Origin of the sequence: Streptomyces bambusae, from assembly GCF_020532645.1 — a bacterium.
GTDB classification, from domain to species: domain Bacteria; phylum Actinomycetota; class Actinomycetes; order Streptomycetales; family Streptomycetaceae; genus Streptomyces; species Streptomyces bambusae.
This window is the reverse complement of the sequence record NZ_JAJAUZ010000062.1, coordinates 21321-41167: the sequence shown is the minus strand read 5'-3', so window position 1 is coordinate 41167 and position 19847 is coordinate 21321. Positions and strand designations below refer to the sequence as shown.

General features: G+C 74.4%; 13 protein-coding genes. 8 read left to right on the top strand and 5 right to left on the bottom strand.

What is annotated here, in order from left to right; translation table 11 throughout:
* Positions 1–276 precede the first annotated feature (276 nt).
* Complete coding sequence (locus tag LG634_RS30660) at positions 277–1143, top strand: ABC-2 membrane transporter-related protein (protein ID WP_226738566.1); 867 nt, start codon at positions 277–279, stop codon at positions 1141–1143.
* A 12-nt stretch (positions 1144–1155) separates the two neighbouring features.
* Here the strand turns inward: LG634_RS30660 and LG634_RS30655 are convergent, their stop codons facing one another.
* Positions 1156–1935 carry a hypothetical protein gene (locus LG634_RS30655; RefSeq protein WP_226738565.1) on the bottom strand — a complete coding sequence of 260 codons (780 nt, stop codon included), beginning with the start codon at positions 1933–1935 and terminating at the stop codon, positions 1156–1158.
* Positions 1936–2104: 169 nt separating this feature from the next.
* On the opposite strand from LG634_RS30655, the gene LG634_RS30650 reads away from it, so the two are divergent.
* The gene (locus LG634_RS30650) at positions 2105–2926 is read left to right on the top strand and encodes a TIGR04222 domain-containing membrane protein (RefSeq protein WP_226738563.1); all 822 of its coding nucleotides are present in this window, start codon (positions 2105–2107) and stop codon (positions 2924–2926) included.
* 39 nt (positions 2927–2965) lie between these two features.
* Here LG634_RS30650 and LG634_RS30645 read toward each other — a convergent pair whose 3' ends face one another.
* Positions 2966–3577 carry a GOLPH3/VPS74 family protein gene (locus LG634_RS30645; protein WP_226738561.1) on the bottom strand — a complete coding sequence of 204 codons (612 nt, stop codon included), beginning with the start codon at positions 3575–3577 and terminating at the stop codon, positions 2966–2968.
* A 136-nt stretch (positions 3578–3713) separates the two neighbouring features.
* Here LG634_RS30645 and LG634_RS30640 point away from each other — a divergent pair, with 136 nt between their 5' ends.
* On the top strand, positions 3714–4220 hold the full coding sequence (locus LG634_RS30640; RefSeq protein ID WP_226738559.1) for a GNAT family N-acetyltransferase: 507 nt from the start codon (positions 3714–3716) through the stop codon (positions 4218–4220).
* Positions 4221–4249: 29 nt separating this feature from the next.
* Here the strand turns inward: LG634_RS30640 and LG634_RS30635 are convergent, their stop codons facing one another.
* Positions 4250–6187: an FHA domain-containing protein gene (locus LG634_RS30635; protein ID WP_226738557.1), complete on the bottom strand. Its 1938-nt coding sequence runs from the start codon at positions 6185–6187 to the stop codon at positions 4250–4252.
* A gap of 358 nt (positions 6188–6545) precedes the next feature.
* Here LG634_RS30635 and LG634_RS30630 point away from each other — a divergent pair, with 358 nt between their 5' ends.
* Positions 6546–8462 carry a protein-arginine deiminase domain-containing protein gene (locus LG634_RS30630; RefSeq protein ID WP_264203804.1) on the top strand — a complete coding sequence of 639 codons (1917 nt, stop codon included), beginning with the start codon at positions 6546–6548 and terminating at the stop codon, positions 8460–8462.
* Between the two features lie 102 nt (positions 8463–8564).
* On the opposite strand, the gene LG634_RS30625 is transcribed toward LG634_RS30630, so the two are convergent.
* Positions 8565–10106: an MFS transporter gene (locus LG634_RS30625; protein WP_226738555.1), complete on the bottom strand. Its 1542-nt coding sequence runs from the start codon at positions 10104–10106 to the stop codon at positions 8565–8567.
* A 189-nt stretch (positions 10107–10295) separates the two neighbouring features.
* Positions 10296–10661, bottom strand: a complete 366-nt coding sequence (locus LG634_RS30620) for a hypothetical protein (protein ID WP_226738553.1) — start codon at positions 10659–10661, stop codon at positions 10296–10298.
* A gap of 281 nt (positions 10662–10942) precedes the next feature.
* Between LG634_RS30620 and LG634_RS30615 the strand changes: the two genes are divergently transcribed.
* The 4 genes from LG634_RS30615 to LG634_RS30600 all read left to right on the top strand — a co-directional run bounded on the left by LG634_RS30615 (position 10943) and on the right by LG634_RS30600 (position 19482).
* Positions 10943–12115, top strand: a complete 1173-nt coding sequence (locus LG634_RS30615; protein ID WP_226738551.1) for a PP2C family protein-serine/threonine phosphatase — start codon at positions 10943–10945, stop codon at positions 12113–12115.
* A gap of 134 nt (positions 12116–12249) precedes the next feature.
* Positions 12250–13374: an amidinotransferase gene (locus LG634_RS30610; RefSeq protein ID WP_226738549.1), complete on the top strand. Its 1125-nt coding sequence runs from the start codon at positions 12250–12252 to the stop codon at positions 13372–13374.
* A gap of 226 nt (positions 13375–13600) precedes the next feature.
* On the top strand, positions 13601–14467 hold the full coding sequence (locus LG634_RS30605; RefSeq protein WP_226738547.1) for a DUF4132 domain-containing protein: 867 nt from the start codon (positions 13601–13603) through the stop codon (positions 14465–14467).
* 50 nt (positions 14468–14517) lie between these two features.
* The gene (locus LG634_RS30600) at positions 14518–19482 is read left to right on the top strand and encodes a DNA-binding protein (protein WP_226738568.1); all 4965 of its coding nucleotides are present in this window, start codon (positions 14518–14520) and stop codon (positions 19480–19482) included.
* The last annotated feature ends 365 nt before the right edge of the window (positions 19483–19847 follow it).

Genomic DNA, 19847 nt, shown 5'->3' with positions numbered 1-19847 from the left:
GGGGGTGGGGGGGGGGGGTGGGGGGCGCCCCCCCAAGAACGGCAACCCGGCCGGCGCCGGGCACCGGGCTCCGCCCGGACCCGCTCCTCAAACGCCGGAGGGGCTTGGGGTTACGGCGCCGGGCGCCGGCCTCTGCCCGGACCCGCCAAGCGCCAGAGGGGCTGGAATACCCCCGGCCCCGGAGGGGGCCGAAGGGGCCGGCCGGGTGTCCCTCGCCCACCTCGGCGGCCGCCCCGACGTCCCCGCCCTGATCACCCCGGCCGAGGGGGCGGCGGCATGACGCTCCTCGATCTGCGCGGTCCCGTACACGTCACCGTCGGACTGCACCGCCGCGCCCTGTGGGCCGCGCTCGTGCTCGTCCTGCTCGCCGCCTCCGCCTTGCCCGCCGGACGCTGGTACGTCCAGTACCTGGCCGAGGACCTCGCCGCGAGCGGGTGCCGGGTGGAGCACACGGTGCAGGGCTGCGGCATCCCGGTGCGCGGGTTCCTCTCCCGCAGCCTGTACGTCAAGAAGGCGTTCCACTTGATCGCGCTCGCCGTGAGCGCACTGCCCCTGCTCCTCGGGGCGTTCGTCGCGGGCCCGCTGACCGGGCGCGAACTGGAATCCGGCACCTACCGCCTCCAGTGGACCCTGTCGTCCGGTCCGGCACAATGGCTCGCCGCCCGGCTCGCGGTGCCGGCGGCCGCCGCCCTCCTCGTGCTGCCCGCCTTCGCGGCCGTGGCCGCCTGGTTCCGGCGGGGCACGCTGGACACCTGGTACCCGGTCGAGTGGTACGCCGCTCCCGTGTACGCGGCGGTCGGCCCGGTGGCGGTCGCCGGCGCCCTGCTCGGGATCGCCGTCGGTGCACTGGCCGGCCTGCTGATCGGACGCACCGTGCCCGCGATGGCCGCAGCCGTGACGGCCGTCGGGATCGTGCAGGCGACCGCCGTCCTGCTCCGCCCCCGGCTCTGGCCCGCCGCCGACGGGCCGGCCCCCGGCGCAGGGAGCTGGGAATTCACCGGCACGGTCGACCGCCTCGCGGCCCGGCACCATCCCCCGTCCCACTTCTGGCCGCTCCAACTCGTCGAGAGCGCCGTCCTGCTGGCCCTGGCCGCCGCGGCAGTCGGTGCGGCGTTCGCGGTCCTGCGCAGACGGCACGGCTGACCGGAGACCGCGTCAGTGCTCGTGCCCGTGACGCGGGGTGAGGTCCGCGGTGTCGAAGTAGAGGTCGGACCCGACGTCGAGGGTGATCGGGGTGGGACGGCCGTTCAGATCCGCCACCGTGCGCACCGTTTCGCCCTCCTTCAGCCGCCCGTCCGGGTCGTTGGGCCGGCCGGTCACGGTCAGGGGGATGCCCTTGCCGAGGGCGTCGGCGGAGAGCTGCGTGCCCTGGATCCCGACCGTCAGCAGGTGGTCGAACTCCTGCGGGTCGCCCGGGCGGAAGGGCCCGGTGATGCGGTGCGCCACGAACAGCTCCGTCCCGTGGCCGAACAGGACGTACGGCAGTTCCTCGGGCCGCTCGGCGTCGGGCACGAACCGGTGGTGCCAGACCACGTCCTCGACCTCGACCCGGACGCCGGTCAGGATCTCCACCGGCGGCGGGTCGGCGTGGGCGGGCGGCGCCTCGAAGTGGTTGCGGTGCAGGTTCGCCTTGAAGGACGTCCGTTTCGGGGGTGTGCCGTCGTCCCCGGGGAACAGGTCGGGCAGCAGGAACTTCTCGGGCTCGACCGTGTAGATCCGGGACTCCGGGTGCGCCTGCTTGTCGGAGAAGTAGGCGCCGTCGGACGCTCCGAAGGATCCGCGCAGGATCACCTGGTAGTCGTGCGGGGTGTGGGTCATCGGCAGGTGGGAGAGGAAGACGCACTTCTCCCCCACGACCGCCATGCCGTGGAAGCCCTCGGGGTCGGCTGCCGGGGCTCCGCCGCCGTGCGAGGTGTGCTCACCGTGCTCGGTCATGTCACCGCTCCCTGGCCGTGCTGGATGCCGCTCGTGGTCGGCCGTACCGGGTCCAGCGTCACCGCGGTGCGGCGGCCCCGCAAGCCGCCGCAGACGCGTTCGTACCCGGTTCCGCCGGATGCCGTCCGGGCATACCCGAATGGGGGCGGGGAGACGAGGGGGCGGATGCATGGGCGTGCTGCTGTGGGTGTGCGCGGGGGTGATGGCGGTCTCGTGTGCGTACCGGGCCGGCTTCTGGCTGTGGGCCCAGTGCCCGCCGGTGACGGCGGCGAGACCGGAGGGCGTTCCGCTGTCCCTCTACGAGGTCGCGGCGCTGAAGGCCGACGAGGAGGATCCGCGGCACCTGGCCACGACGCTGGTGGAGGCCATGGTCGAGTCGGGGATCCTGGGCCTCTCGGACGGCGGACGGCTGCGGGCCGGCACCCGGCCGGCGGGCGGGGACCCGCTCCACGCGGCGGTCCTCGCCGACCTGCCCGCACAGGGCGGCCTCCGGCCGTGGGAGCTGCGCGAGCGGGTGGCGCAGCTGGCCGAGGTACGGGCACTGGAGCGGGAGCTGGCCGCGGCGGGCCTGGTCACGCGCAGCCGCAACGAGCGTTCGTTCAACGTGCACCTGACCGTCGTGGTGGCCGTCGCGGCCGTGGGCGCCCTGGTCCTCATCTCCACCCGGTCGCCGCTGGGCACCGGTGTCCTCGCCGGGCTGGTCGCCCTGGGCAGTGCGGTCGTACGGCTCTGCCCGGAGCGCCGCGGCAACGCATCCCGCCGCGGTCGCCGGCTGCTGGCCGGCCTGAACGCCGTGGCGCCGCGGCCCACGCTCGGACCGGGCCTGGTCCTGTACGACCGACAGCACGCCGCCTTCACCCTGATGGCCCTGTACAAAATGCCGGTCACGGGCCTTTTCCGCTCCGGCGGCAGCTCGACCAGCGGGGCAGGCGGGGCAGGCGGGGCAGGCGGCGGCACCGTCCACGAAGGCCCCGGCCTCGGCGGCCTGTGAGCCCGGGACCCGCCGCCCACCCGCTCCGGGCCCCGGCTCCTAAGGGACGCGCCACACGTTCGCGAACGCCGCCGCCTCGATGGAACGCCGCTGCCGTACGGCTTCCAGCTCCATCACCGCGTCGTTGACCGCGGCCAGCACGGTCGTGACCGGCCCGTCCCCGAGGTCCGTCCCCTCGTCCGGCCCGTCCCCGTCCGGGTCGATGCCGATCGCCGAGGCGAGCGCGCAGAGCACCGGCTCCGCCACCGCCAGCCGGCCCTCGGCCCGCTCGCGCGCCGGCGAGTCCACCGGTTCCACCCGTACGGCGCCCAGGCCCAGGCGGCCCCGGCGCTGCGGGGACAGTGCTCCGTCCGCCTCCAGGGTGCGCTGGTAGACCGCCGCGAGATCCCGCCCCCGCCGCCACAGCCACTCCTGCACCTCCTCGTACGGTGCCTGCCGCAGCAGCGCGGCCGCCGCCTCGTCCAGGAGGCCGTCCTGCTGGCCGGCCGGTGCGCCCGGCACCACGCGGTCGCCGTCCAGTGCGACGGCCTGCGTGCCGATGAGGTCGACCAGTTCCGCGCCCGCCAGGGCCAGGGACAGGTCGCCCTGCCCGACGGCCTCGGCGAACCGCGGGTCCAGGGCGATGATGAACAGGTCCTTCGCCGTCGACATCCGTTTCTCCTCTCGTGTACGCCCAGTGTGGCCGCCGGCGGCCCGTTCGCGCAGCCGTCCGGCGGATCTTCCGGGCGGCCGGGACGCGCTCCCCCTGACCGCGGACGCGCACGTGCCGACCGGCAGAATCGTCGGCATGGAGATCCGAGAGGTCCGATCCGAGGAACTGCCCCTGCTCCAGGACATCGAGCGGGCCGCCGGCCGGTGCTTCCGGGACGTCGGCATGCCCGAGATCGCCGACGACGAGCCGCTGCCGCTCGACGAACTCGCCCGCTACCGGCAGTCGGGGCTGGCCTGGGCGGCCGTGGGCGCGGACGGTGCCCCCGTCGCCTACCTCATCGCCCAGCACGTCGACGGGAACCTCCACGTCGAGCAGGTCTCGGTGCACCCGGACAGCGCCCGCCGCGGCATCGGGCGCGCCCTCCTCGACCACCTCGCCCGGCGGGCGGCGGCCCACGGCATCCCGGCGCTGACCCTCACCACCTTCGCCGACGTGCCGTGGAACGCCCCCTACTACGCCCGCTGCGGGTTCACCCCGCTCGACGACGCCGGCCTCGGACCGGAGCTGCGGGAGATCCGCGCCCGGGAGGCGGCCCACGGCCTGGACCGGTGGCCGCGGCTGGCCATGTACCGGGCCGTGTGACCCCACCCCTCCCCGCGCAGGCCCGTCGATCAGGTCCGCAGGGGGCCCGCGTACGGGTTGGACAGCGGCAGCCCGGTGTCGGCCGGCGTGCTCCGCGGGTCGGCGGGGCGCGGGACGTAGACCGGGGAGTCCGACTGGTAGAAGAGGTCGATGTCGGCTTCCTCGCCGCCGACGATGAGGGTGTCCCAGGCCCCGCTCTCCCGGAGGGTGCGGAGGGTGGCGGGGGCGATCGTGGCGAGGTGGGCGCGCAGTTCGGCGTCCGTCGGCATGCCGGGCAGCCGGGGCGCGAGCCGTTCGCGGATGGCGGCCATGCGGTCGAGCAGGGCGGCCGCGTCGTCGGACGGGCCGGCGCCGGGCGGCGTCTGCGCGCTGTGGGCGATGATGTCCTTGATCGCGCGGGTGACGCCCTGGTCGTCGGTGGTGACCATGGCGTTCCAGGCGCGGCTCTTGTGCCGGTACTGGAGCATGGACATCGCCGCCTCGTGCCGGATGAAGTCGGCGTCGCGCAGCGGCCTGCCGCGCCAGGTGCGCCCGAGCGAGCGGGCCAGGGAGGTGGCGGAGGCGAGGCCGCTGTTGAGGCCGCGGCCCGGCCAGAAGTGGATGGCGTTGGCCGCGTCGCCGAGCAGGAAGCCGTACGTGCCCGGGGTGGTCGCGGTGCGGCGGCTCAACTGGGCGGTGAACCGCGGGCGCTGGACCATGTCCAGGCGGAACGAGGTGATCGCGGTCAGGTCGTCGTCGGCCACGCCGAACAGGCGCAGGCCCTGCCGGATGTCCTTCCACAGCGGTGAGCTGCGCAGCAGCGCGGGCAGGAACAGGGTGCCGTGGGTGGGGCAGCGGAACTCGTGGTCCTCTTCGCGGCTCATCAGGCAGGGGCGGGAGGCGATGCACTCCTCGAAGACCTGCCGGACGGGGTCGATGCCGATCACGTTCCGGGCTTCCTCGCGGGTGAGGCGCATGTTCAGGAAGCCTTCGCCGCGCAGCGAGTTGAGCAGGAACCGGTTCTGGGAGACGGTCAGCAGGACGCTCATCGGGTCCGGCAGCTTCGACTTGACGCGCAGCCCGAGGACGACGTCCTGAAGGTGTTCGCCGTCGAGGGAGTAGACGGAGGTGTCGGCCGTGCCGAAGCGGTCGGCGAAGTGCTCGCGGGTGCGGGAACGGCCGCCCTCGCAGATGGCCAGCACGTGCTCCCGGTCGATCCGCGGCTGTTCCGCCACGTCGAAGCGCTTCGGTACGAGCCGGATGGCGGTCCTGGTGTTCGCGAGGGCCAGCAGCCGGTCCTCGATGTAGGCGATGGGGATGTTGCGCGGCGGGCGGCCGTCGACGGAGTCCGGGCCGACGGGCCACATCTCCGAGTACGCGCCGGCGTCGTCGAACAGCGCCGCCCGCACCTCGTCGGACAGGGCGAGGTACTGCCGGCTCTGGACCGTGACGACCTGCCGGCGGCGGATGTTGCCCTGGTCGTCTCCCTTCCAGACGACCCGGGAGCCCTGCCGCGTCCAGCGGCCGTCGTAGAGGGTGACCGCCACCCGGCCGGGCAGCGCCTCGTCGAGGGCCAGGGCGAAGGCCAGACCCACCGGGCCGCCGCCGGTGACGGTGACCCGCAGCACGCTGGGGTCGGTGGTGCTGCCGAGGCTGGGCAGGTCGAGCTGGGAGAGGTTGACGACCGTCTCCATCGAGTCCTGCGCCTCGTAGAGGAAGGTCTCGTCGCCGATCCGGACCTCGTCGTTCGGGCGCAGCACGTGCCGGGTGACGCGCTGCTCGTTGACGTAGGTGCCGTTCCTGCTGTCGCGGTCGTAGAGGACGAACCCCGCCTCCTCGGCCACGATTTCGGCATGCAGCCGGGAGGCGCTGGGGCTCACGATGACGACGTCGTTGTCGCCCTTGCGGCCGAAGGTGAGGGGAGCACTGCCCAGGACCACGCTCTGTCCCGCGAAGGGACCGGTGCGACCTACGATGACCGATGGCACGCCACACTCCTTAACTGAAGCATCCCCGTGTGCGGGGCCCGTCCGCCGCGGCCGTTTCCGCCGCGGCATTGCCCGTACGTCATCGGACACGTCGGTGCGGGCGGTTCGGTTCGCCTCGATCCGGACGCGTCGTCTCCCCCATCCCTACCCTGCTCGCGACCGCGGACGCCCGGTCCCCGTGGCGCAGTCCTCGTAGCGCAGTCCGCCGGGTGTGTCGTCATCCCACAGGGCGAGGGGTTCTCGTTCCCCGGTCGCAGCCGGTCCCGACCCGGGGATGATCCGCGGCCCGGCAGGCAACGCACCCGGCGTGCACGCACTCTTCCGGCCCGACATGCCATCCCCCATGAGAGGAACCGAGTTGGCTACGAGCCATGTGCGACGGACGACCGTCGCGATCACCGCGATCGGGGCCGTGCTGGCGCCCGTTGCGCCGGTGTTCGCCGCCGAGCCGCCCCGGGTCGATCTGCGCGCGGACGTGAACCGGGACGGGCGCGTGGACGTCACCGGGACGACCGACACCGCCGGCGAGGACCGCTGGAGCCCGGAGCGGGGCGCGGTCTTCCTGCCGAACATCGACGACGACACCAAGCGGTGCAAGACCGTCGGCCCCGGCGGCCGGAAGCTGTCGGACGCCGAGCTGGCCGTGTGCAACGACGCGGCCGACGCGGTGGTGAACGGAGCCGGGGACGCCGCCGATCTGGCGCGGGTGCGCTCCGTACCCGTGGAGGGCGTGTCCGGCTCCGCGACCGGGTCGCTGAGCGTCGTCGCCGGGGGCAGGAAGTCCCGGGTGTTCCTCAAGCGCGGCACCGGCTGGACCCCGGTCACGGCCCGGACCCGGCTGACGGCGGCCGAGCTGCGCTCCGGTGTGGAGCTCGGCGTCGAGGGCACCGACGTGATACGCGACACGGCGGTCTGGGACGGCCGCGCGGTGATACGCCTGACGGTGACCGACCGGGGCAGGAGCGCCTCCGACGACGTCACCCTGCGGGTCGCGCCGCTGCTGACGCACCACCACCTGCAGCAGGCCCAGCAGGTGATGGTGACGAAGATCCCCGGCCGCGAGGGGTACGCGCGGCGCCAGCAGGCCTTCGTCAAGGGGCTGGCCGCGGAGGCGAAGGCGTCGGGCATCGACAAGCCGCTGGTGACGTTCGAGAAGTACGGCGACGTGTGGGCGCAGGACTTCGTCGAGCCCGGCTACGTCAGCATGACCGGGCCCGGCGGGCGCCGCCAGGTGATCCGGGTGATGCTGCGCTCCGCGCAGGCGGACCGGGTGGCCGGGCGGGAGCTGTTCGAGAAGCTGCGCGGCAACGGCGTGGGCGTCGTCCAGGTGTCCGGGGTCCGCGACTCGGAGGAGTGGACCCTGAACTCCATGGGCAACCTGGAGACCGTTCCCCCGTACGCCCACGGCGGCCGGGCGTTCCCGGCCGGGCGCATCATCATGGGCGAGCGGAAGGACAGCGGCTCCCGGCCCGCGCAGGCGATGCGGACGCTGCTGAAGTCCCAGGGCTTCCAGGACCCGCTGCTGCTCGACACGTCGTGGCTGCACGTGGGCCACGTCGACGAGTTCGTGCAGTTCCTGCCGGCGGACACGCCGCGCGGCTGGAAGATCGGCATCGCCGATCCGGAGGCGGGGCTGAAGCTGCTGCGGGACGCGCAGCGGGCGGGGCACGGCCGGGTCCGGATGTTCTCGGTGCCGGGCAGCGAGGAGGCGCCGGCGCCGAAGGAGACCATCGCGCAGGCGCTCGCCTCCAAGTGGCTGGTGGCCGACAACGTCCTGGCCGCCCGGCGGATCAAGGCGAACCTGGCGGTCCTCCAGCGCGAGACAGGCGCGACGGACGCCGAGGTCGTACGGGTCCCCGCGCTCTACACGCGCGGTACGGAGGAGGGCGAGCGGGGCGACCGCGTGCCGCGGCTGTCGCGGTTGGGCGCCGGCGACCTGCCGGTGCCGGACGTGGTGCGCGAGTACGGTCAGCAGAAGCAGCTGGGCGGGCCCGCCGGCCGCGCGGGCCGGGGCACGGTCATGACGAGCGCGTACGTGCCCGGCGCGGTCAACGGCATCCTGCTCGGCCGGGGCCGCTACCTCGCACCCCGGCAGTGGGGCCCGGTCATCGGCGGCAAGGACGTCTTCACCGCTGCGGTGACCGCCGCGTACACGCGTGAGGGGCTGAAGGTGTCGTACATCGACGACTGGTACACCTACCACCTCGGCATGGGCGAGGTGCACTGCGGGACGAACACCCTGCGGGACGCCTCCGGCGCCTGGTGGAAGCGGTAGCCGGGACGGCGGCCCGGGCGGCGTGACCCCGGACGGACGGTCCGGTCACGCCGCCCTCGGGGGCGCCGGGAACCGGATGGTGCCCGGTTCCCCGGCATGCGCTCACCGGCGCTTCCGCTCGCGCCTCCAGATGAGCGGCAGGGCGAGTCCGGCGACGATGCACAGGAGGCCGGCCGCGAAGACGGCCCGGCCCGTGCCGGTGGCGGCGACTTCCTGGTAGGCGGCGGTGATGGCGTTGCGGGTGGCCTCGTCCACCCCGGCGAGGATCTTGTCGTACAGCTCGGAGTCCGTGACCGCGTTGCCCAGTTCGTCGACCTGGTCCTCCGACAGGCCCGCGGCCCTGGCCTTGTCGACCGCCTGGCGGGTCTCCAGCTCCTGCTGGACGGCGACCAGTACGGCCACTCCGAAGGAGCCGCCCAGCATGCTGGTCACCTTGAAGAGGCCCGAGGCGGTCCCGGCCAGTTCCTCCGGCGGGCCCGCGACGGCCGTGTCCGAGAGGGGGATCGACATGATCCCGAGGCCGCAGCCGAGGAGCAGCAGGCCGAGGACGAGCACCCAGTAGTGGTAGTCGTGCACGGCCACGCCGGCGACGACCGTGCCGGCGCCGAGCAGTACGACGCCGAGCCGGACGGGGAGGCGTGGGCCAAAGCGGCGGGCGATCTTCCCGCCGATCGGGTTGAACAACAGGATGGTGACGATGGACGGCAGGAGCAGGAGCCCGCTGACGAGGGCGCTGTACCCGCGCACCTCCTGCAGGTAGAGGGCGAGGAGGAAGCTGACGCCGCCGAAGGCGAAGTTCATCGTGAAGTTCGCGGTGAGCGCCCCCGAGAAGGGCCTGAGCCGGAACAGCGAGAGGTCGACGAGCGGATCCCGGACGCGCTTCGCCGAGAGGACGAACAGCGCGCCGAGGACCACGGCGCCGCAGAACAGGGCGATGATGAACGGGGCGCTGAACCCGTATTCCTGGCCCGCCGTGCAGGCGTAGAGGAGGAGGAAGGCGGCACCGGCGCTGGAGAGCAGCCCCCACGGGTCGACGTGCCGTCCGGCGCCGGGATCGGTGGACTCGACGGCCGCCCGCCGGACCAGGACGTAGGCCAGCAGGGCCAGCGGCAGGTTGACCCAGAAGATGGAGCGCCATCCGAACGCGCTGGTCAGCACCCCGCCGAGGGCCGGGCCCGCGGCCTGGGCCACCCAGGCCACCGCCATCCACATCCCGAAGGCGCGGGGTTGTTCCTTCGGCGGGAACATCGGTGGGATGAGCGCGAGGGTCCCCGGCAGGACGAGTGCCGCGGCCACGCCCATCAGCCCTCGTCCGACGGTGAGGCCCGCGGAACCGGGGACGAGCGCCGGAACGAGCGAGAACGCGCCGAGCGCGGCCACGCCGATGAGCAGCAGCCGCTTGCGCCCGTACACGTCTCCCAGCTTTCCGCCCGCGAGCACCAGCGCCCCGGCGGCCAGGCTGAAGGCGTTGTTCGCCCACTGGAGATCGGTGAGCGACACCGCCAGGTCACGGGAGATCGTGGGCACCACCACCGCGAAGTCCGCGAAGGCCAGCCACACCAGCGAGGCCGCCAGGCACATGCCCCAGAGCGCCGTCCAGCGCTGCGGGCTGTGGGTCGCGGGGGAAGACGGTTCTTCGAGCACGGGCGGTCGGCGTCCAATCCCACATGCGAGGCCCCGGGCGGGCCTGCGGGATTGCGAGAGTAGAGGGCCCGCTGCACACCGGCCCCCGTCCGGCGGCGGCCGGGGGGCAGGTTGACCCGAGTGGGGGCAGCTTCCGCGGCGGGCAGCGGCCGCCCGGCCGGGGGGCGGCCGGGCGGGCGCCGACTGCCGTCAGGAGGTCCGGCCGGGGACGTCGAAGGTGGTGAAGGCGCTCCGTTTCGGCAGGCGGTAGGTTTCGCGTCCGGTGACCGGGTTCAGGATCGCGGCGTTGCGGACGGCTCCGATGTCCAGGTTGGGCGAGGAGACTCCGTGGGAGTGGACCTCCGCGCTGGCCACGAGGATCCGCCCGGTCACGCCGGCCGCGAGTTCGACGGAGTGGTCGATGCGCACGCGGGGCCGGCCGCGGGCGTCCCGCAGGACGAGGTCTTCCACGGGCTTGAGGAACGCCGGCGTCCTGTTGCGGTAGCCGGTGGCCGCGACGACGAGGTCGGTGGTGTGCTCGCTGCCCGGCACGTGCCGGCGCCGCACCCGGGCCACTGCCCCTTTCCCCCGTCGGCGCCTTCCCGCCCACCGCCCAGTGCACCAACCCCCACGTGCCCCCACCGGGGGCGCCTCTACTCCCTCACCAGCCCCCTCCGGCTCCTCACTGCGGTCGGCGGCCTCCTCCGCAGATCCCGAAGCCCGGTCCGGCCGGCCGGTGGGGCACCCGCTGCCGTCGTGTCGGGCGGGCCGATGGCGCCCGGGCTGACGAGGATGGTTGCCCGGGTCCGGCCGGTGTCGGGCGGGCCGTGTGCGTACGGCAGGGGAACGGAGCGGTCATGGCAGGGAGCGAGGGGGTGCTGGCGGAGCTGCTGGCCAGGTCGCACCGGGTCTCCGCACGGGAGATCCCCGTGCTGATCAGCGAGGCGGGCCGGCGGCTCGGACTGACCGGGGCCCTCGTGTACGTGGCCGACCTCCAGCAGCGTCAGCTGCTCGTCCTGCCGCACGCCCCGGGCGGGCCGGACGAGGAGGCTCTGGGCATCGATTCCTCCGTGGGCGGGCTGGCGTACCGCGTGCAGCAGGTCCAGCAGCCGCGCAACGGCGGTACGGCCTGGGTGCCGATGATCGACGGTGTCGAGCGGGTCGGCGTCATGAGAGTCACCGCGCCCGTCCTCACTCCGCAGCTGCTGGAGGCGAGCCGGGCCCTGGCGGGCCTGGCCACCCTGCTGATCATGTCGAAGGCGCCCTACATGGACCTCCTGGTCGCCCGGGAGCGGTCCCGGGCGATGACCCTCCAGGCCGAGCTGCTCTGGGCGTTCCTGCCGCCGCGGACCATCGGCACCGAGTCGGTCACGTCCTCGGCAGTGCTGGAGCCGGCGTACGAGATCGGCGGGGACGCCTTCGACCACAACCTCACCAACGGCTCCCTCCATCTGACCCTGCTGGACGCCATGGGGCACGACCTCGCGTCGGGAGGGGCCAGCGCGGCAGGGCTCGCGGCGTGCCGGGCCACCCGCCGTTCCGGGGGCGGCCTGGCGGACATCGCCACCACCATCGACCGCACCCTCGACCAGTGGATCCCCGGCCGGCTGATGACCGCCGTCATCGCCGACCTCGACACCACCACCGGCCGGTTCGCCTGGATCAACTGCGGCCACCCGGCGCCGCTGCTCATCCGCGACGGACACGTCCTGCCCCACGTCCTGGAACGGGCCCCGCAGCTGCCGCTGGGCCTCGGCTTCCACCGCGACGCCCCGCCCACCCGGCACCACGAACGCCTCCAGCCCGGGGACCGCGTCCTCATCTACAGCGACGGCGTCACCGAAGCCCGCGCCCCCGACGGCAGCCTCTTCGGCGAAAGGCGCCTGGCCGACACGGTCATCCGTTCCATGGCGGCCGGGGAATCCGCCCCCGAGGCACTGCGCCGCCTCGTCGAGGTCCTCCTGCGCCACGAGGACCACCTGCTGCGCGACGACGCCACGATCCTCCTGGTCGAATGGCACCCGTCCTGACGGCCTCGGGCGGGATGCATACCGACCGCCCCGGCGGGCAGGCGCGTGGTCCGAGAGGACGGAGCAGCGCAGCGGGCGCGCTGCGGGCGGTGCAGGCTGCCAGGGACGAGGGAGCGGTGCCCATGTCGGTGCCCATGTCATCGCCATCGAACACCGCGGCCGGCGTCACGGCACGTCTCCCGGCACCGCCGGTCTGCTCGCACAACGAATGGGACCCCCTGGAAGAAGTCGTCGTGGGGCGCCTGGAAGGGGCGACGTTCCCCTCCCGGCATCCGATCGTGACGTGCAACGTGCCCACCTGGGCGGGGCGGCTGCAGGGCCTCGTCGCCGGACTTCCGTACCCCCGTGCGCTGGTCGAGCCGGCGCTGGAGGAACTCGACCGGTTCATCGTCCTCCTCCGGTCCCTCGGGGTGACCGTCAGGCGCCCGGACCCCGTCGAGCACCGCCGGCGCCACGCCACCCCGGACTGGTCCTCGCGGGGTTTCGCCAACAGCTGCCCGCGCGACAGCCTCCTGGTGATCGGCGACGAGATCATCGAAACGCCGATGGCGTGGCCCTGCCGCTACTACGAGGCCTTCTCCTACCGCGCGCTCATCAAGGACTACTTCCGCCGGGGGGCGCGCTGGACGGCGGCGCCGAAGCCGCAGCTCACCGACGATCTCTTCGACGACGACTACCGCATCCCCCGGGCCGGCGGACCGGTGCGCTACCTCACCACCGAGTTCGAGCCGGTGTTCGACGCGGCGGACTTCGTACGCGCCGGCCGCGACCTGTTCGCCCAGCGCAGCAACGTCACCAATCGCATGGGCATCGAGTGGCTGCGCCGTCACCTCGGTCCCGGCCACCGCATCCACGAGATCGAGAGCCGCTGCCGTACGCCCATGCACATCGACACGACGTTCCTGCCCCTCGCACCGGGCAAGGTCCTGGTCAATCCCGAGTACGTGGACGTGGACCGGCTGCCCGCGGTCCTCGACGGATGGGACGTCCTGATCGCCCCGGAGCCCGATCCGCTGCCCGACCGCCTGCTGAAGATCACCTCCCTGTGCGGCAAGTGGCTGAGCATGAACGTCCTCGTCGTGGACGGTCACCGCGTCATCGCCGAACGCCACCACACCGGCATGCTGCGGGCCTTGGAGCGATGGGGCTTCGACCCCGTCCCGTGCGACCTGATGCACTACGCCCCCTTCGGCGGCTCGTTCCACTGCGCGACCCTCGACGTCCGGCGGCGCGGCGCACTGGAGTCGTACTTCCCCTGAGCACGAGCACGCAGGGGCCCGGTGGCCCGCCCGAGGACTGCCCCGCCGCTACGGACCGTCACCCCGCGGGTCCGCGGCGCTGATGAAGGTCTGCCAGGTGACGGTCCGGCAGCGGCGTTGTCAGTGGGGCCCGCTACTGTCTCGCCCATACCGCAGCTCAGGGGAGTCTGAACCCCCCTGTTTCGGGCTGCGCCGGGACTGATCGGGCACACCGAGGGGGCAGGGGATGGGCTGGCTGGCAACGGGCGAAGGGTATGAAATCGCCTTGGTGGAGGGCCGGGTGGCGGCACGCGCAGTGAGCGGGCGGTCTGCGGGGCGGCAGTTGAAGACGCTGCCCAAGGCGCTGCGCGACCACCCGGAGGTGGACCGGCTGCGCCGCCTGGCCGAATGGCTGGAGCGCCACGAGGCCGCCTGTGTGGCACAGGTGGACGGCTGGATGGTGTCCTCGCTGCCCGTTCCCACCGCGCTGATCGCCCGCGTCTGGCCGGACGAGGCCTGGCAGGGTGCGCTGCGGGACGTCGCGGTGGTCGGCGAGGACCCGGACGAGGTGGGCTTCCTGCGGGACGTCGGGGCCTCCGGCGAGCTGAAGGTCGTCGACCTCGACGGCGAGACCGTACGGCTGTCCGCCGCGACGGTGACGCTGCCGCACCCGGTGCTGCTGCCCGACCTGGAGGACGTACGCGAGTTCGCGGCCGAACTCGGCATCGTGCAGCGGGTCGAGCAGATCCACCGCGCCACCTGGACCCGGCCCGCGGACCTCCGGGCGGAGGCGACCGAAGTGCGCGAATTCGCCGGCGGCTCCTACGCCTCCCGGTTCCGCCTCGCGGCCCGCGCCACCGGCCTCGGGTACCGCGTCTCCGGCGGCTACGCCACCTGCACCGTGCGCGACGCGGGCCGGAGCCTGGAGGCAGCCGTCTGGATCGGCGAGCCGTACTGGGACGGGGACTCCGCGACCGGCGCCCTGACCTGGCAGGACGAGGAGGGCCGGGCGGTCCCGCTGCGCGAGGTCGGGCCGGTGGCCTGGTCGGAGGGGATGCGGATGGCCGCGGCCCTGTACGCCGGGCGCCGCATCGAGGAGGACGGGAAGGCATGAGCACCACGACGACCACGGACCCGGCCACGACGACGAAGAAGAACGCACCCATGACGACCACCGACACCGCCGGCTCCCCCGCCGCCCGCGAAGCCGAACTCCTGCTCAAGGCCGGTGCGGTGCTCCCGCACGGCACCCGGGACGCCGGCCCCGAGGCCGTCGGCCTCACCGCGCGCGCCTACCGCCACCCCGCCCTCGCCGACGACCGCGTCGTCGTACGGCTGGCCGCCGCCGAACTCGGCGTCGCCGAGGACCTCGCCGCCGGCTTCCTCGGCCTGGTGCCGGACGGCGAGCCCGCCGTGGTCGGCCTCGGCCGCCGCCAGGCGCTCGGCTTCCCCGAGTGGGTGCTCGTCCACCACCCCGAGGACGGCCACCACGCCCTCGCCCTCGTCCCCGAGCTCGACCGGGTGACCCGGCAGGCCAAGACCAAGCCCAAGGCCGCCATGGAGGCCTGCCAGGAGCTGGCGGACCGGCTCGCGGGCGCCGTCCCGCACTTCCTGCCGGTCTTCCTCGAAGAGACCGCGCGGATCTTCCTCACCGTGGAGAACCCCGCCTTCGCGGCCCAGCTGTTCACCAGGGCCCGCAAGGCCGAGGCGACGCACGGCCTGACCGTGGACCAGGACCGGCTCGACGCCGTCTTCCTGGAGTTCGCCCTCGCCGGCGCCCTGCCGGTGCGCGTGCTCGTCTCCTACGCCAAGGAGCTGGAGGCGCGGCTGCCCGCGGCCGAGGCCTACGAGCGGTTCCGGCGCCTGTGCGTGCGTCGCACCTCGGGCGGCATGGTGCCCTCCTCGCAAGTCGCCCCCGCCCTGCGCCGGCTGGCCCGCGCGGCCGGGCTGGACCCCGCCGTGGCGGAGCAGGACCACCTCGCCGAGCTGCTGCCGCTGCCCGCCACCGTGCGCGCCGGCGCGGGCTGGTGGAAGGCCCACCGGACGGCGCTGGCCGCGCTGGGCCGACGCGAGCCGTCCGTCCGCGGCACCCTGCTGACCCTCATGCCGCCGAACGCCGGACACGACGAGGAGCTCACCCGCCTGTGGCTGGACCTCCTCGACGAGGCGGGCGCCACGGCCGGCCTGATCTCCCCGACGGCCCCGCCCGAGGAGCGCTGCGCCGACGGCACCGCCGGCTGGCTCGAACGCTTCGTGGCGGCCCGCCATCACCACTGGAGCCGGCACCCCGGCCTGCCGCTGCTGCTCGACGTGGTGGAGCGCGCCGCTGACCGGCTCCGTACCGAACTCGCCGCACCCGGGCGCGAATCCGGGCTCAAGATCGGCCTGCAGGACGTCGGCCTGCTCGACCTGCTGCTCTCCCTGGGCATCCCGGTCGCCGACCAGAACACGCCCGGCGTGCTCAACCTGGAGGGCTGGGCCCGGACCAAGGAGCGCCGCGACCTGGTGGCCCTCGCCGCCGACGAGCGGTTCCGGTCCGCGTTCCATATCGCGGCCGACGGCTTGTCGGACTGCGACCCGCACCGGGATGCCGTGCGGCTCCTGGCCGGTTCGCCCGGCGGCCGGCCGATGCTCACCGAGTGGATGCGCAAGGTGGCCCGGGGCGTCGCCGACGTCGGCCTGCCGGTGCTTCCCGACGCCGTGGCGCGGCTCACCTGGCTGCCGGCCGAGGCGCTGGCCCTGGCCCCCGAGGAGGTGGCCGCCGCGGCCGCCACCGACCTCGGCGCCCTGCTCGGCCGCACCCTGCGCGGCGGCCTGCTCGCCGAACTGACCTGGCCGGCCTGGGAGGAGGCACTCGCCGAGCTGGACCCGCGGGGTCTCGGCAGGGACCTCAACGTGGTCACCGCATGGCCGCACCTGATCGTCGCCAACAACCGGCAGGTCCGGGTGATCGACGCCGACTCCACGGTCCTCGTCCACGACCTGCGCATCCCCGGCGACGACCGCCGCTCGACCGGCTTCGCGTACGTGGACGGCGCCCTCATGGTGACCTGGCGGCACTGGCACGGTGGCGGTCCCGCGCAGGGGTACTGGCACACGGCGCCGGACGACGTCTTCACCCTGGACAACGGCGGCCAGCCGTGGCGCGTCGGCCTCGCGGGGAACGGTCTGCCGCTCCCCGACGGCGGGCTGGCCACCGGTGAGGGCGTACTCCACCGGGGCGACACGCGGCTGCCGGTGGAGCGGGCGACCATCTCCGACGGCACCTCGTACTGGGCCTGGCGCGGAGAGGAGCGGCCCCCGGGCTGGGTCGAGTTCGACCCGGCCACCGGAAGCCAGGGCAGGCGCTCACTGCCCGGGTTCCTCGCCGACGCGCTCCACGGGCAGCCCGAGGGCAGCACCCTCTGCCAGGACTCCAGCTGGCTGCGTCCCGCGGCCGGCTGCGAGGGCTCGGTCCTCGGCGCGCCCGTGGACGGCCTGCTCGGCTGGCGGGTGGTCACGCTGCCCGGTGGCGGCTGGCGGGCGGGCGACACCGCCGGACGCACCGTCACCGTGCCCAAGGGCGGCGAACTCCCGCTCGCCGCGGTCACCTTCCCCGGCGACGACCGGCCGCGGTCGCTGTCGCTGTGCTGGCAGACGTTCCGGATCACCGATCCGGACGGGGCGGTCACCACCTCCGGAGCCGCCAACCCCGGCTCCGGCCGCGGCGGCGACCATCACCACCTCCCGCCCGCCGGGCACTGGTACGCCCTGCGCCCCCGTGACACGGCCGGTTCCCTGGCCCTGCGCGCCGTGGACACGGCGGCGGCGTCCGCGCTGTTCGCCTCCGCCGCCGCATTCGTCCCGGTCCGGACCGACGACACGAACGGCACCGGCACCGCGCGGCGGGTGACGGACCGGCTGACCGCCCTGGTGCGGTCCGCGCTCCCGCAGGTCACCGCCGAGCAGCTGGTCCGGGGCGTCGTCGAGGAGCTCGCCTACGCCCTCGACCAGCGCGCCACGCTCCGGACCATCGCCGACCGCCTGGCGGCGGGGACCGACGCCGAGGCCGAGGGCCGGGCCCCGCACGGCCCTTCCGACGTGGTCCTGTTCGACGCGGTGTGCGGCCTGACCGGACGACCCCGCTACGTACGCCACCCGGAGAACACGTACGCCGTCTCGGGCGCCCTGCGCGCCTTCGCAGACGCCGTCGCCGACACCGGGGCGACCGCCGTGCCGGGCCGGCTGCACTGCGAGATGCCCGGCCTGTCGTACGGCGGCCGACTCCATGAGTGGGCGGGTCTGCTGGAGCACCCGGCCGCGCTCGCCTACCGCGCGGTCGTGGCGACCAGCGGCGAGGAGCACCGGCAGGCCCTGCTGGCCGTCCTGGCCGAGACCGACGGGCTGGGCCTGGCCGCCGCGGCGACCGGCCGCTGGCGGCGCACCACGGTGCACCTGGCCCAGCAGGACCTCCGCGGTCCGGACGGGAGCACGTACAACGCCCACCACCGCAGCGTGCTCCCGCTCGGCGGGGGAGCGTTCCTCACCACCGGCGAGGAATGCACCTCGACGCCCGACGGCTTCCGGATCGGAATGCTCCAGCACGACCCGGACGGCCGGTTCGACGTGCCCGGGCCGTACACCGTCCGGACCTCCTCGCCGCTGGGCGACCCCGCGCGCGGTGCCGACTGGCTGACCCGCTTCCTGAAGGAGGCCGCCGAGCGCGGCCCGGCGCCCTGGTGGCCCGGGGCAGCCGAGGAGTTCACCCGCCTCACCGGCGTGTCCGAGGCCCTCGCGCGGCTGCTGCTCGCCGGGCTGCCCGGCGTCGACGCCTGGGAGCGGAGCTTCCTCACCGCGGAGCAGCGGACCGTCCTGGGCGTCAAGGTCGCGGACGCGGCCGTGGCCAAGGACGACATCTGCCGTGTGCCCGGCGAGGTGCGCCAGGCCGTGGTCGGCGCTCTGCTGCCCGAGGACCCGGCCCTGCTGTGGACGGACGGGCCCGACGTGTCCGCCGCCGCCGCGGAGTGGAACCGGCGGGTCGGCCGCCGCGTCGCCGTTCCCCAGTGGCTGGCCACCGAGGCGCACAAGGCGGTGAGGGGGCAGTGGGGCGCTCTGCGCGCCCTGTCCGCGGTCCTCGACCCGGCGTCCTCGCGCGCGCTGAGCACCGATGTGCCGTGGCACGTGAAGAGCGACCGCGTGGTGCCCCGGGAGGGCGCCGCGGGCGACGCCTTCTCGGCGGACGTCCTGACCGGCGCGGTCGCGATGATCGCGTGGCTGGCCCACCGTCTGCCGGCCGGCGATCCGCTGCGTTCCCTGCTGCCCCCGGCCCTCACCGAGATCCGTACCAGGCTCGCCGCCCCGGAGCTGATTCTGAGCGTGGGCTGGTACACGGGGCTCAAGGAGTTCCGCAAGGCCGCGGGTGCCCCGACGCGCACGACCGAGACCTTCGAGGAGTACGGGGCCCTGGTCATGGCGACGGCGGACGACCGTCCGCTGCCGGCCGTCCGGCCGCACCTGCTGGACTCCGCCGGCGGTGACCCGTACCTGCCGCTGCTGCGGGCGTCCGGGCAGCAGCCCTTCCCCGTGGAGGTCGCGCTGCGGCTCGTGGGCGACGCCCGCTTCGCCGCACTGCTCGCCGACCCGGGAGCGCCCGCGGCGGGCGAGCGGGACGCACAGGGCACCTGGTGGCCGCAGGATCCGACGCGCTCGGTGCCGGACCTCGTGGCCGAGGCTTCGGACACGTACGGCCTGGGTGCGGACGCCGCCGCGCTGTACCTGATGCTGCTCGCGATGTGCGACCCCACCGACCGCAACACCGCGCGGTGGACGGGCTGGAAGCCCGCCCGGCTGAAGGCGGCACGCGCCGAACTCGCCGCCACCGACCTGGTGGTGGAGGCGAGCCGGACCCGGGCCGGCCGGAGCCTGTTCCTGCCGGGCGGCTGGGTCGAGGTCTCCTCGCCGACACTGCCGGTGGAGGAGTGGAAGGCTCCCCTGTACGGGCTGCTCTCCGGCCGGGCCGCGAGCCTGGACGTGCTGGTGCCGGCGGAGCCGGTGGCCGACCTGTACCGCAAGGCCTGGCAGCGGCTCCGCGAAGGCGACGTCCCGCGCTTCGCGGAACTGAAGGTCCGCCGCCGCCCGAGGCGCCGCTGACCTTGGCCCGGCGGGCCGCGCCCGGCGGCCGGGGAGGCGACTCCGCTCTCCCGGTCGGCTGCCCGCGGGGGGGCAACTCCACCCTGGCGGGTCCCCGCCCACCGGGGGTGACTCCACCCTGGCGGGCCGGCACCCACCGAGGGCAACTCCCCCTGGCGGGTCGGCTGCCCACCGGGGGAACATCCAGCCTCTCCGGCGTTTGAGGAGCGGGGTCCGGGGCGGAGCCCCAAGGCAGGCCGGCTGTGCCGGCTCCCTGGCTCCGCCCGGACCCGCGCCTCAAACATCCCCGGCCCCAGAGGGCTGGGAGGTGCCCCCTGGCGAGGCTGAGCTCGCCCAGGGCACCGGCTGCCCGCCGGGCGGGAATT